Source organism: Pseudomonas sp. LY-1 (genome assembly GCF_053502595.1).
This window is the reverse complement of the sequence record NZ_CP094353.1, coordinates 290717-304079: the sequence shown is the minus strand read 5'-3', so window position 1 is coordinate 304079 and position 13363 is coordinate 290717. Positions and strand designations below refer to the sequence as shown.

12 protein-coding genes are annotated in these 13363 nt (G+C 61.3%); 7 read left to right on the top strand and 5 right to left on the bottom strand.

What is annotated here, in order from left to right:
- The first annotated feature begins 4 nt into the window (after positions 1-4).
- Complete coding sequence (gene trkA / locus MOQ67_RS01370) at positions 5-1378, top strand: Trk system potassium transporter TrkA (protein WP_017848964.1); 1374 nt, start codon at positions 5-7, stop codon at positions 1376-1378.
- A gap of 19 nt (positions 1379-1397) precedes the next feature.
- Entirely contained in the window at positions 1398-1709 is a 312-nt protein-coding gene (locus MOQ67_RS01365; protein WP_057004925.1) for a hypothetical protein, read from the top strand.
- 122 nt (positions 1710-1831) lie between these two features.
- Here the strand turns inward: MOQ67_RS01365 and MOQ67_RS01360 are convergent, their stop codons facing one another.
- On the bottom strand, positions 1832-2719 hold the full coding sequence (locus tag MOQ67_RS01360) for a lysophospholipid acyltransferase (RefSeq protein ID WP_017848962.1): 888 nt from the start codon (positions 2717-2719) through the stop codon (positions 1832-1834).
- Positions 2720-2759: 40 nt separating this feature from the next.
- Entirely contained in the window at positions 2760-3317 is a 558-nt protein-coding gene (locus tag MOQ67_RS01355; RefSeq protein WP_017848961.1) for a DNA-3-methyladenine glycosylase I, read from the bottom strand.
- Positions 3318-3398: 81 nt separating this feature from the next.
- Between MOQ67_RS01355 and glyQ the strand changes: the two genes are divergently transcribed.
- From glyQ to MOQ67_RS01335, 4 genes are all read left to right on the top strand, one after another.
- Positions 3399-4352, top strand: coding sequence for a glycine--tRNA ligase subunit alpha (glyQ, locus tag MOQ67_RS01350; protein ID WP_003213601.1), 954 nt, complete (start codon positions 3399-3401; stop codon positions 4350-4352).
- Positions 4349-6403, top strand: a complete 2055-nt coding sequence (gene glyS, locus MOQ67_RS01345) for a glycine--tRNA ligase subunit beta (RefSeq protein ID WP_017848960.1) — start codon at positions 4349-4351, stop codon at positions 6401-6403. Before glyQ ends, glyS begins: the two co-directional genes overlap by 4 nt.
- Entirely contained in the window at positions 6403-6942 is a 540-nt protein-coding gene (gene gmhB / locus MOQ67_RS01340; RefSeq protein WP_169850580.1) for a D-glycero-beta-D-manno-heptose 1,7-bisphosphate 7-phosphatase, read from the top strand. The genes glyS and gmhB overlap by 1 nt, the downstream gene beginning before the upstream one ends.
- Before the next feature lie 82 nt (positions 6943-7024).
- The gene (locus MOQ67_RS01335; protein ID WP_017848958.1) at positions 7025-7795 is read left to right on the top strand and encodes a lysophospholipid acyltransferase family protein; all 771 of its coding nucleotides are present in this window, start codon (positions 7025-7027) and stop codon (positions 7793-7795) included.
- Between the two features lie 182 nt (positions 7796-7977).
- Here the strand turns inward: MOQ67_RS01335 and MOQ67_RS01330 are convergent, their stop codons facing one another.
- The gene (locus tag MOQ67_RS01330; RefSeq protein WP_126589317.1) at positions 7978-10251 is read right to left on the bottom strand and encodes a CHASE2 domain-containing protein; all 2274 of its coding nucleotides are present in this window, start codon (positions 10249-10251) and stop codon (positions 7978-7980) included.
- A gap of 437 nt (positions 10252-10688) precedes the next feature.
- Between MOQ67_RS01330 and MOQ67_RS01325 the strand changes: the two genes are divergently transcribed.
- A complete protein-coding gene (locus MOQ67_RS01325; RefSeq protein ID WP_017848955.1) occupies positions 10689-11411 on the top strand; it encodes a response regulator transcription factor in 723 nt (240 codons plus the stop codon).
- 32 nt (positions 11412-11443) lie between these two features.
- On the opposite strand, the gene MOQ67_RS01320 is transcribed toward MOQ67_RS01325, so the two are convergent.
- On the bottom strand, positions 11444-12373 hold the full coding sequence (locus MOQ67_RS01320) for a LysR family transcriptional regulator (protein WP_126589316.1): 930 nt from the start codon (positions 12371-12373) through the stop codon (positions 11444-11446).
- Between the two features lie 114 nt (positions 12374-12487).
- Positions 12488-13261, bottom strand: a complete 774-nt coding sequence (locus MOQ67_RS01315) for an SDR family oxidoreductase (RefSeq protein WP_102618201.1) — start codon at positions 13259-13261, stop codon at positions 12488-12490.
- Positions 13262-13363: the final 102 nt, after the last annotated feature.

The following is a 13363-nucleotide window of genomic DNA, read 5'->3' as shown; positions in this document are numbered from 1 at the left end:
CCGGATGAAAATCATCATCCTCGGGGCAGGGCAGGTCGGTGGCACGCTGGCCGAGCATTTGGCCAGCGAAGCCAACGACATCACCGTGGTCGACACCGATGCCGAGCGCCTGCGCAACCTCGGCGACCGCCTGGACATTCGTACCGTGCAGGGTCGTGCGTCGTTTCCTACGGTGCTGCGTCAGGCGGGTGCCGACGATGCCGATATGCTGGTGGCCGTGACCAACAGCGACGAGACCAATATGGTCGCGTGCCAGGTCGCCCACACGCTGTTCCACACCCCGACCAAGATCGCCCGGGTGCGTGAAGCCGCGTACCTGACCCGCGCCGGCCTGTTCGACAACGACGCGATCCCGGTGGACGTGCTGATCAGCCCGGAGCAGGTGGTCACCCACTACATCAAGCGCCTGATCGAGATTCCCGGCGCGTTGCAGGTGATCGACTTCGCCGACGGCAAAGCGCAACTGGTCGCCGTGAAGGCCTATTACGGCGGGCCGTTGGTCGGCCAGCAACTGCGCCAACTGCGCGAACACATGCCGAATGTGGAAACCCGCGTCGCGGCGATTTTCCGGCGTGACCGGCCGATCCTGCCCCAGGGCGACACGGTGATCGAAGCCGACGACGAAGTCTTCTTCATCGCCGCCAAAGCGAATATTCGTGCCGTGATGAGCGAAATGCGCCGTCTCGATGAGACGTATAAACGCATCGTCATCGCCGGTGGCGGGCAGATCGGCGAACGCTTGGCCGAGGCCATCGAAAGCCGCTACCAAGTGAAGATCATCGAGATGAGCCCGGCGCGCTGCCGGCATTTGTCCGACACCCTCGACAGCACCGTAGTCCTGCAAGGCAGCGCTTCGGACCGCGACCTGTTGATGGAAGAAAACATCGCCGACGCCGATATCTTCCTGGCCCTGACCAACGATGACGAAGCCAACATCATGTCATCGCTGCTGGCCAAGCGGCTGGGGGCGAAGAAGGTGATGACCATCATCAATAACCCGGCGTATGTCGACCTGATTCAGGGCGGCGATATCGACATCGCCATCAGCCCGCAGTTGGCGACTATCGGCACCTTGCTCACCCACGTGCGCCGTGGCGATATCGTCAGCGTCCACTCCCTGCGCCGCGGCGCGGCGGAAGCCATTGAGGCGATCGCCCATGGCGACTCGAAGTCGAGCAAGGTGATCGGCAAGGCCATCCGCGACATCGGCTTGCCGCCGGGTACCACCATCGGTGCGATCATTCGCGATGAAGAAGTGATCATTGCCCACGACGACACGGTAATTGCCACCGGTGACCATGTGATCCTGTTCCTGGTGGATAAAAAACATATCCGCGATGTGGAGAAGCTGTTCCACGTGGGGTTGAGCTTTTTCTGATCAAACGGAGTACACCGACATGCTCGAATCCCTGGAGAAAATGCTGGCCAAGGGTGTCGATAACGCCCTGCTGCGCTTTGGGCTGGGCAAGGGTTATCTGGACCTGAAGGACAACGCCAAGGCCGCCGAGCATCTGCACAAGTGTGTCGAGTTTGATCCGAAGTATTCGGCGGCGTGGAAGTTGCTGGGTAAGGCCCACGTCGGGCTGGGCGATCAGGCCGCCGCGCGACTGGCCTGGGGGAAGGGCATTGAAGCGGCCCAGGCCCATGGCGACAAGCAGGCCGAGAAAGAAATGACGGTGTTCCTGAAAAAACTCGACCGCAAGGCTTGAGCGGAACTCAAATGTGGGAGGGGGCTTGCCCCCGATAGCGGAGGTTCAGTCAAATATGCATTGGCTGACACACTGCTATCGGGGGCAAGCCCCCTCCCACATTGTTTTGGGTTGCCTTTGAGTCAGTACCACCGCGCCTCACCCGGCGGGCGTTTCTTGAAGCGCTTCATGCTCCACATGTACTGGCTCGGGTAGGCGCCGACATAACGCTCCACCACCTTGCTCATCGCCGCGCAGGAGGTGGCGGTGTCGGTGCTGTACATGTCTTCCGGCGCTGCTTCCAGGATCACTTTGTAGCCTGAACCGTCCGGCAGGCGCAGGGCATGCAGGAATACACCGACCGCCTTGTGGCCCGCGAGCATGTTCGGCACGAACTTGCTGGTCAGCGCCTGGGTGGCGAAGAACGGCACGAAGATCCCCGCCGATTCGGCCGGCTCCGGGTCGGCCGGAATGCCCACCTGGCCGCCCTTGCGCACTTCCTTGATGACACTGAGGATGCCTTCCTTGGTGGACGCCGCCACGCGGTTACCCAGTTGCACGCGTTGCTTGCGCAGCAGGTCATCCACCGCCTTGAGCTTCGGCGGGCGGTAGAAAATGATCGGTTTGCACTGGCTGCAATAGAAGTGGTTCAACACCTCCCAGTTGCCCAGGTGGCTGGTGATACCGACCACGCCTTTGCCCGAGGCCAGGGCTTCGTGGAGGACTTCCAGGCCTTCGACTTCGCGCACCAGGTCGATGGAGCGCTGAGCCGGCCAGATCCAGGCGCAGGCGCTTTCGGTCAGGGACTTGCCGATGTCCATCAGGCTGCGGCCCACCAGGCGCTCGCGCTCGGCCGGGTCCATGTCCGGGAAGCATTTCGAGAGGTTGATCCGCACCGTGTCGCGGGAGCGGTTGGGGGTTTTCCACATGATCCAGCCAATCGCCGAACCTACGGCTTGCACGGCGCGCCAGGGCAGCAGGGCAAACAACCGGAGAGCGCCTACCAGCAAGGCGCCTTTAAACTTTTCCACAGGTCACTCCTGATCGTGTGTGGTGCGCAAAGCACGCATTCTAACCGGCGTTGGCCAAGTCCGCGTAACGGTCGCAGTCCTGGGTGTGGTCCATGACCATGCCCGAGGCCTGCATGAACGCGTAGCAAATGGTCGGCCCGACGAAGGTGAAGCCGGCTTTTTTCAGCGCGCGGCTCATGGCCTCGGCTTCGGCGGTAATCGCCGGGACTTCGCTGCGGTCCTTGAAGTGATTGACCTTGGGCACGCCGCCGACAAACGACCACAGCAGCCCCACCGGGTCCTCCAGCGCCAACCAGGCCGCGGCGTTGCGGCGGGTGGCGTTGAGCTTCAGACGATTGCGCACGATGCCTGGGTCGAGCATCAACGCTTCGATCTCGGCATCGCTCAGCCGCGCCAGGCGCTGTGCATCAAAACCGAACAAGACCTTTCGATAATGCTCGCGTTTGCGTAAAACGGTGATCCAGGACAGGCCCGCCTGGAACCCTTCGAGCAAAAGTAACTCGAACAAACCCTGCGCATCGCGCAGCGGCGTTCCCCACTCCTGATCGTGATAAGCCATGTACAGCGGATCTTCAGAACACCAAAAGCAGCGTGGCATAAGGCTCCAGGGGATGGTGGCGCGGCCGAATCGGGTATACTCCCGCTCTTTAAATCGCAGCCCAAGTAACAGGTGAATTTCGTGAGCCAGCCTACGCCAGCCGTGCGTACCTTCCAAGACTTGATCCTCGCCCTCCAGCAGTACTGGGCCGAGCAAGGTTGTGTGGTACTTCAGCCCTACGATATGGAAGTAGGCGCCGGCACTTTCCACACCGCTACATTCCTGCGGGCCATCGGCCCGGAAACCTGGAACGCCGCTTATGTGCAGCCCAGTCGGCGCCCGACTGACGGCCGCTACGGCGAAAACCCGAACCGTCTGCAGCATTACTACCAGTTCCAGGTGGTATTGAAGCCGAACCCGGACAACTTCCAGGAGCTGTACCTCGGCTCGCTGAAACATGTCGGCCTCGACCCGTTGGTCCACGACATCCGTTTCGTCGAAGACAACTGGGAATCGCCGACCCTGGGCGCCTGGGGCCTGGGCTGGGAAGTCTGGCTGAACGGCATGGAAGTCACGCAGTTCACCTACTTCCAGCAAGCGGGCGGCATCGAGTGCTACCCGGTGACCGGCGAGATCACCTACGGTCTCGAGCGCCTGGCCATGTACCTGCAAGGCGTGGATTCGGTCTACGACCTGGTGTGGGCAGACGGCCCGTTCGGCAAAGTGACCTACGGCGATGTGTTCCACCAGAACGAAGTGGAGCAGTCGACCTATAACTTCGAACACGCCAACGTCGAGAAGCTGTTCGAACTGTTCGACTTCTATGAAAGCGAAGCCAAGCGCCTGATCGAACTGGACCAGCCGCTGCCGTTGCCGAGCTATGAAATGGTGTTGAAGGCGTCCCATACCTTCAACCTGCTGGACGCCCGCCGCGCCATCTCGGTGACCGCGCGCCAGCAATATATTCTGCGTGTTCGCACCCTGGCGCGTTCCGTCGCCCAAGCCTACCTGCTGGCTCGCGCCAAGCTGGGCTTCCCGATGGCAACCCCGGACCTGCGTGATGAAGTGTTGGCTAAGCTGGAGGCTGCACAATGAGTGCTCAAGATTTTCTGGTTGAACTGGGCACCGAAGAGCTGCCACCCAAGGCACTGAACACCCTGGCCGATGCGTTCCTGGCCGGTATCGAAAAAGGCCTGCAAAGCGCCGGCCTGAAGTTCGAGGCGAAAAAAGTCTACGCCGCGCCGCGTCGCCTGGCGGTGTTGCTGACCGCGCTGGAAACCCAGCAGCCGGACCGCAGCATCAACCTCGACGGCCCGCCACGCCAGGCCGCCTTCGACGCCGAAGGCAACCCGACCCAAGCAGCGCTGGGCTTTGCCAAGAAGTGTGGCGTCGAGCTGAGCGAGATCGACCAGAGCGGCCCGAAACTGCGTTTCAGCCAGGTCATCAAAGGCAAGCCGACCGCCAGCCTGTTGCCGACCATCGTCGAAGACTCCCTGAACGACTTGCCGATCCCCAAGCGCATGCGCTGGGGCGCGCGCAAGGAAGAGTTCGTGCGTCCGACCCAGTGGCTGGTGATGCTGCTCGGTGACCAGGTCATCGATTGCACCATCCTTGCCCAGAAAGCCGGCCGCGATTCCCGTGGTCACCGCTTCCACCACCCGCAAAGCGTGCGTATCACCGCGCCGGCCAACTACCTCAACGACCTGCGCGCCGCCTATGTGCTGGCCGACGCCAACGAGCGTCGCGAGCTGATCAGCAAGCGCACCGAAGAGCTGGCCCGCCTGCAGGAAGGCACCGCCATCGTGCCGCCAAGCCTGCTGGACGAAGTGACCGCCCTGGTTGAATGGCCGGTGCCGCTGGTGTGCTCGTTTGAAGAACGCTTCCTCGATGTGCCGCAAGAAGCGCTGATCACCACGATGCAGGACAACCAGAAGTACTTCTGCCTGCTGGACGTGGACGGTAAGTTGCTGCCGCGCTTCATCACCGTGGCCAACATCGAAAGCAAGGACCCGCAGCAGATCATCGCCGGTAACGAAAAAGTCGTGCGCCCGCGCCTGACCGACGCCGAGTTCTTCTTCAAGCAAGACAAGAAGCAGAAGCTCGAAGACTTCAACCTGCGCCTGCAAAACGTGGTGTTCCAGGAAAAACTCGGCAGCGTCTACGACAAGGCTGTGCGCGTTTCCAAACTGGCCGCCTACATTGCCCCGCGCATTGGCGGTGACGCTGCCTGGGCTGCGCGCGCCGGCCTGCTGTCCAAGTGCGACCTGGCCACCGAGATGGTCGGCGAGTTCCCGGAAATGCAAGGCGTTGCCGGTTACTACTACGCCCTCAACGACGGCGAGCCGGACGATGTCGCCTTGGCCCTGAACGAGCAGTACATGCCGCGCGGTGCTGGCGCCGAATTGCCGACCACCCTGACCGGTGCGGCCGTGGCCATTGCCGACAAGCTGGATACCCTCGTCGGGATCTTCGGCATCGGCATGCTGCCTACCGGCAGTAAAGACCCGTATGCCCTGCGCCGTGCGGCCCTGGGCGTGCTGCGGATCCTGATCGACAAGAAGCTCGACCTCGACCTGACCCAGGCCGTGGTGTTCGCAGTCGGCCAGTTCGGCGGCAAGGTCAAGCAAACCGGCCTGGCCGAGCAAGTGCTGGAGTTCGTGTTCGACCGCCTGCGTGCGCGTTACGAAGACGAAGGCGTGGACGTTTCGGTGTACCTGTCGGTACGTGCCCTGCAACCGGGTTCGGCGCTGGACTTCGACCAACGCGTGCAAGCCGTGCAGGCCTTCCGCAAACTGCCGGAAGCCGACGCCCTGGCTGCCGTGAACAAGCGCGTGTCGAACCTGTTGAGCAAGGCCGACAACCTCGGCAATGCCGATGTCGACCCAGGCCTGTTCGCCGATGCCAAGGAGTTCTCGCTGAACTCGGCCATCGCCAAGGCGGAAAATGCGGTGAAACCGTTGATCGCCGAACGCAACTACGCCGAAGCACTGGCGCGCCTGGCCACCTTGCGCGAGCCGGTGGATGCGTTCTTCGAAGCGGTGATGATCAATGCCGAAGATGCCGGCGTGCGGAAAAACCGCTACGCCATGCTGGCGCGTTTGCGCGGTCTGTTCATCAACATCGCTGACATTTCCGTATTGGGCTGATCATGTTGAAACTGCTGATTCTCGATCGGGACGGGGTGATCAATTACGACTCCGACGCTTACATCAAGTCGGTGGAGGAATGGATCCCACTGCCCGGCGCGATCGAGGCCATCGCGCAGTTGAGCAAGGCCGGCTGGACGGTGGCCGTCGCCACCAACCAGTCCGGCATCGCCCGCGGCTACTACGACATCGCTACCCTGGACGCCATGCACGCGCGCTTGCGCACGTTGGTGGCGGAGCAGGGCGGTGAGGTGGGGCTGGTGGTGTACTGCCCCCACGGGCCGGATGAGGGCTGCGATTGCCGCAAACCCAAGCCTGGCATGTTGAAAACCATTTCAGAACATTACAACGTGCCCCTGGCTGGGCTATGGTTCGTCGGGGACAGCCTCGGTGACCTGGAGGCGGCCAAAGCCGTCGACTCTCAGCCAGTTTTGGTAAAGACCGGGAAAGGCGAAAAGACCCAGGCGAAAAACCTGCCGGTAGGCACCTTGATTTTTGACGATCTGGCGGCGGTTGCCGCAGAACTTATCAACAACTAGCCGCCCTCGACTGCCTGACCAAGGACTGTTCGGGAGTGCGCCTTCAACAGGCGGGCTGTGTCCCGCAACGGTAAATGCCGCCATGTCGATTTTGCAGGCCATCAGAACCTTCTTCTTTTACCTGCTGTTGGGCACCAGTTCGTTTCTCTGGTGCACCCTGAGCTTTTTTATCGCGCCTTTTCTGCCGTTCAAGGCGCGCTATCGCTTCATCAACGTCTATTGGTGCCGCTGCGCGCTGTGGCTGACCAAGGTGTTCCTGAACATCCGCTTCGAGGTCAAGGGCGCGGAAAACGTCCCGGATCAGCCCTGCGTGATTCTGTCGAACCACCAGAGCACGTGGGAGACGTTCTTCCTCTCGGCGTACTTCTCGCCCCTGAGCCAAGTGCTCAAGCGCGAGCTGCTGTATGTGCCGTTCTTCGGCTGGGCGATGGCGATGCTGCGCCCGATCGCCATCGACCGCGACAACCCCAAGGCGGCGCTCAAGCACGTGGCCAAAAAGGGCGACGAGCTGCTCAAGGACGGCGTCTGGGTGCTGATCTTTCCGGAAGGTACGCGTGTGCCCTACGGCACCGTCGGCAAGTTCTCACGTGGCGGCACGGCATTGGCCGTCAACGCCCACCTGCCTGTGTTGCCGATTGCACATAATGCCGGCAAGTACTGGCCAAAAACCGGTTGGGCAAAACGTGCAGGCACCATCACCGTGGTGATCGGGGAACCGATGTACGCCGAAGGTGAAGGGCCGCGTGCAATTGCCGCACTGAATGACCGCGCCGCCGCCTGGAATGAAGCCCAGCAACGCGCCATGGGTTCGCTGCCGCCGGAGCCGGTGGCGGTGGACACACCGGTGGCCTGATCATCTGTGGATAACCTGTGTACGGTTTGTTGGAAAAATGGCATTTTCTCTTCATAACAAGATGATTTTATTAGATATTTCCTGATCTCATAAAAATACTAAAAACGTGCATAAGTTTTTTTTGGATAAAAAAACCGGTCCTTGAGACCGGTTTTTTATACACAGCGCAAAAGCACGTGTTGTCAGTCTTCCAACTGGGGCAGCTGCAGGGTGAATGTGGTGCCCTTGCCCACCACGCTTTCGCAACAGATACGGCCACCGTGCCGCTCCACAACGGCCTTGACCATGGTCAGGCCCAACCCAAGGCCTTCGCTGCCTTGGGCGGAATCGAAGCGGCGGTACTGGCTGAACAGTTCCGGCAAGTCCTTTGCCGCAATGCCCGGGCCCTGGTCGCTGATGCGACACTCCAGCCAACCTTGCGCGCTGCCGTGGCTCAACCTCACGGTGGTGCCGGCCGGCGAGTATTTGATCGCGTTCTCCAGCACGTTGAACAACGCGCGGGTGAGCAGGGATTGATCGGCCGACACCATGCCTTCATCCGCTTCATCCAGGTCGTGGATCAACTGGATGCCCTTGAGCTGCGCAATCACCGCCACCTGATCGAACGCATCCATCACCAGCATGGCAAACAGGCTTGGCTGGAAGTGGTAGCCGTCAGCCTCGGCTTTCGCCAGTTGTACGAACGATTCGGTGAGGCTCAAGGCGCGTCGAACCTGCTGCTCGATCTGGGCAAACACCGGCGACTCCGCGTTATGCACATCCAGTAACGCGAGGATCGCCGAGTGCGGCGCGCGCAGGTCGTGGGACAGGAAGCGCAGCATGGTTTCGCGGTGTTGCTGGGCTTCGCGCTCCTTGCTCAAGTCGGTCAGGCTGAGCAGCCAGCCGAGGGCGACATCGCCTTCGGCGGGCAGCAAGGGTGCGATTTCCATGCGCAGGCTGCGTTGGTGGATGTCCCGGAACTCGACGATTTCCAGGGCGGACAGGGCGGGGCGCACGCCGTTATGCAGGGGTGGATAACCCAGGTCGGCGAGCTGTTCGAGCAGGTTTTGGTTGACCAGGTCATTGCCGAATACTTCACGGGCAATACGGTTGGCCAACAGGATGTTGCCCCGCGGGTCGGTAATCAGGGTCGCCACCGGCAGGCACTCAAGGCCATCGGCCATGAAGCGTCGGGTGTCACGGGTGCGGCTGACGGCCTGCTCCAGGGCAAAGATGCGCCCTTGCAACACATCGCCTTTGTTCGCGGGCGCTCGGCGGCGTTCGGGCAGCACCTTGGGTTCGTTGTCCAGGCGCGCCAGTTCCCAGCCAAAGTAGGCAAGGATCACGCTCAGGCGGCGCCAGTTCCAGATCAGGTAGCTGAGCAACATACCGATCAGGCAAGCCGCGGGCGACCACCAATGGCCAAGGCGTAACAGCGCCCACGCGCCGAGCAACGCGCCGGCCATGCAACCCAAGGTCATCCACAGCGCGTAGCGTGGGCGGTACAGCAAAAGGCCGAGCAACAACGCCACCCAGGCCGTGGCGATCAGTGCCGCGAGCCAGCCGGGGAGGTCGACGATGCTGCGCTCCTGCAGCAAGCCGTTGAGCACATTGGCCTGGATTTCCACACCGGCGGTGGTATCCGGAGTGGAGGAGAGCGGCGTCACAAAACGGTCCCCCAGCCCATAGGCGCTGGCGCCCACCAGGATCAGGCGGTCGCGCAGCAATTCGGCCGGCACTTCGCCGTGCAATACGCTGGCGTAGGACACACTGGGAAACCCATGCGGCTCAGACGTGGACGGGACGCGAACTCTATATTCCCGATGCCAGCGCTGACTGTTGGGTTGTTCGCTGCGTCCCGGCATTTGCGCGGTTTGCCCACTCAACGTATACGCCAGCCATGCCAACTGCGGCAGGGTGTTCCCAGGCGGGCCTTCACGCAGATACAGGCTGCGGACGGCACCGTCGCTGTCTGCTTCGACGTTGATATGGCCCAGCCCCTTGGCGCAATTGAGCAGCGGCAACAGTTGTTCGCCCGGCTGGCTCGCGCCGCCATCACGTTCCAGGGGAAGCAAAACATTCCCGGCGTTGCACACGGCATTGGCCAGGCGCAGGTCATCCGCGGCGTTGCGCGGCTCACTGAAGATCACATCGAACAAGATACCTGCGGGTTGGGCTGCACTCAGACGGTTGATGACGTCGGCATGCAGGCTGCGCGGCCATGGCCATTGGCCGAGCTTTTTCAGGCTCTGGTCATCGATGGTCACCAGCAAAATGCGTGGATCGACCGGCAGAGGGGTCAGGCGGCGCAGGTCGTCATACAGCGGGTTATTGAAGGCCAGGCCCGCACTTAAGGACAAATATGCAGTAAAGGGCAGCAACACCAGGCCAATCCACAGCCACTCCCGAAACAGACCATGGAACAACAACTGCGCCTGGGTGGGCTGGCGTTTTTCGGCCTTGCGCCACAGCATCACAGGGCGACCGCCAGGAACCCGCACCGCTGCTGAAAATGGACAGTTGAAGATGTCATAGACCCGGTTTCTCCCTCCAGGTGGTGCGCGGTATGGTGCTGAACCCAGTGAAGCTCATTTTGATCGCCCCGGGGTTTTTCCTGAGTGCGTTCGTTGAAACATACCGTACATCGGGGCGCAGTATCAGCTACCCGCACGGCTATGCAATGCCAGCGGCACTGATCCTTTTCCTTACGCGCGGGAGTCGGTATCTTTCCCCCTGAGTCGCATGGTTTTTCAAAGCGTTAACGGCCCTTTGATATCAGCGTACCGAGAGATCCAAAGGGTCGTTGAATCTGAGCACAATTCTTCAGATTCAATGACTGGCATCTGCGCAGCAAGGACGCCCGCTCTTCGACCGGCCGACAGCTGAAATATTTCCAAGTAGAAAGGACCCACCCATGCGTGTCGCAATACTGGATGACGAACCCGCTGAATTGCAGCGGGTGGAACAGACACTGCGACAGATCCCCAGCAACCTGGAACAGCCCTGGTCTGTGCATTGCTTCGAACGCGGTGAAGACCTGCTGCGCCAACTGCGCCGGGAAACCTTCGACCTGCTGATCCTCGACTGGCAGCTGCCCGACATCAGCGGCATCGCCTTGCTGCGCTGGACCCGTGAACACATGGAATCGCCTCCGGCGGTGATCATGCTCACCAGCCGCGATGCCGAGAGCGATATCGTCACCGCCCTGAACAGCGGCGCCGACGATTACGTCAGTAAACCCTTTCGCCCGAATGAACTCAAAGCCCGGGTCAACGCCGTCCTGCGCCGCCACGGTCTGCAAAAGTCGGCAACGTCTGAAGTGCAAAGTTTCAACGACCTGACCTTTGACGACGCCGAACTGACCGTCACCCGTGCGGGCAAACCGATCAACCTGACCGAACGCGAATACCGCCTGGCCAGCTGCCTGTTCGCCAACCTGGCGCGGCCGTTGTCTCGCGAGTATCTGTATGAGCGGTTCTGGAGCCATGAAGAAATGGTCTCGTCGCGGCCGCTGGACACACATATCTATCGGCTGCGGAACAAGCTGGGGTTAACCGCGGATCGGGGTTGGCAGTTGTTGACGATCTATGGATACGGCTACCGGTTGGAGAGTGTGGCGGCCGCCTCAGCGGGTTAAAAATGCCGATGTTCCACGTGGAGCATTTGGCTTTATTGATGCAGAGGGACGTGGCGGCTATCCAAATACGGCCGCATCAATGCCTCGAACCACTCGTGGAACACATCCAGTCGCTGCGAACGCTGCCGGCGGTGCGGGTAGAGCAGGGATACCGGCATCGAAGCGGCACAGTAACTCGACATGACCTCCACCAGTTGTCGTGAGTCCAGCAGGTGTTGGACGTCAAAGCGCGGGATCTGGATCAACCCCAACCCTGCAAGGCAGCAAGCGATATAGCTTTCGGCATTGTTCACGATCACCCGGCTCGGCACGTCGAACCGCTGCACGCTGCCGTCGCCGGACAGGTATTCCCAAGGCAGTTCCTTGCCCGACTTCGGCGACGCATAGCCGATGGTCCAATGTCCGTCGAGTAGCTGCGCAGGCTGCTGAGGCTCTCCATGCTCAAGCAGATAGGCCGGGCTCGCACAATTGATCAAGGCAATCTGACCCAGCGGCCGCACCACAAGACTGCTGTCATGCAGCGCGCCAACGCGCACCGCGCAGTCCACACCTTCCTGCACCAGATCGATGGCCCGGTCGGTCGAACCCAAAATCAATTGAAGCAGGGGGTGACAACGCAACAGGCCGGGCAGCGCTGGCGCAATGACGCGGCGGGCAATGCGGCTGGGCACATCGATGATCAGCCGGCCGGAAACTTGCCGCTGGCTGGCCTGGAATAACTGGTCGATGTCTTCGACGTTGCACAACACCGGGCGCACACGGCTGAGCAATTGCTCCCCATCGGGTGTCAGCCGTACCTGCCGCGTCGTGCGATGCAGCAGGCGCACGCCCAGCTGAGCCTCTAACTGCTGGATGGCCGCAGACGCCGACGCTCGTGGCATCTCCAGCGCGTTGGCAGCTTTGATGAAGCTGCCCATCTCGGCCACTTTGGCGAATACGCGGTACTGGTCGAATCTGTCCATGATCTGCCCTGCCGATGGTCCCGACGTCAGCCTGCCCAGGGGCGCCTGCTCTGCGTCGATTGTACGGCGCCCCAGCAGCGGATGGCGACGAAGATCACACTGCGGATAATGGATTTACTTGGTGGTGTACCCGCCATTGATGAGAATGGTCTGGCCGGTGATCCACCAGCCGTCACTGACCAGATGGCGAATGAAAGGCACCACATCCTCGATGTCGGTCAGGCCTGTTTTGCTGAACGCCGAGAGCGCGGCGGCGGTCTTGTGATAGGCCACCGCGTCGGCGCCTTCGGCCGGGTAGAAGAACGGCGTATCCATCGGCCCCGGACCGACCGCTGTCACCGAAATGCCGCGGGCGCCCAATTCCTTGGAGGCCGCTCGGGTGTAGTGTTCGACCGGCGCCTTGGTGCCGGCATAGGCGGCATAGAACGGCGTGAAGGCGCCCAGCAGCGACGTCACTATCGTGCAGATCTTGCCATGGTCGTTGAGGTGCTTGCCCGCCTCCTTGAGGAAGAAGAAAGCGGTCTTGGAGTTGACCGCGCTCATCTCGTCGTATTCGGCTTCACTCACCTCGGCCATCGGCTTTTTGAGCACCTTGCCAACGGTGTTGATGGCGATGTCGGGTTTGCCGACCGCGGCGATGGCATCGGCGAACAACCTCTCGATGGCGCCGGCCGTCGTCAGATCCCCCTGCAGCGCGACGGCCTGTGCGCCGCTGGCCTGAACGGCGGCAACCGTGGCATCGGCATCAACCTTGGACGCGGCGCTGTTGTAATGGATCGCAACAGCCTTGGCACCCTGTGCGGCCATGTCACGGGCGATGAGACCGCCAAGGTTCTTCGCGCCACCCGCGATGAGAACGACTTTGCCTTTAATGGAATGGTCTGCCATGGGGAATCTCCTTCACGAATCGTTGGAGAATTGAGATTAGGCCGCTTCAACGCGGCGATAAACCGTGGATGACTGGATGAATAATCCAGAAAAACACCCCAA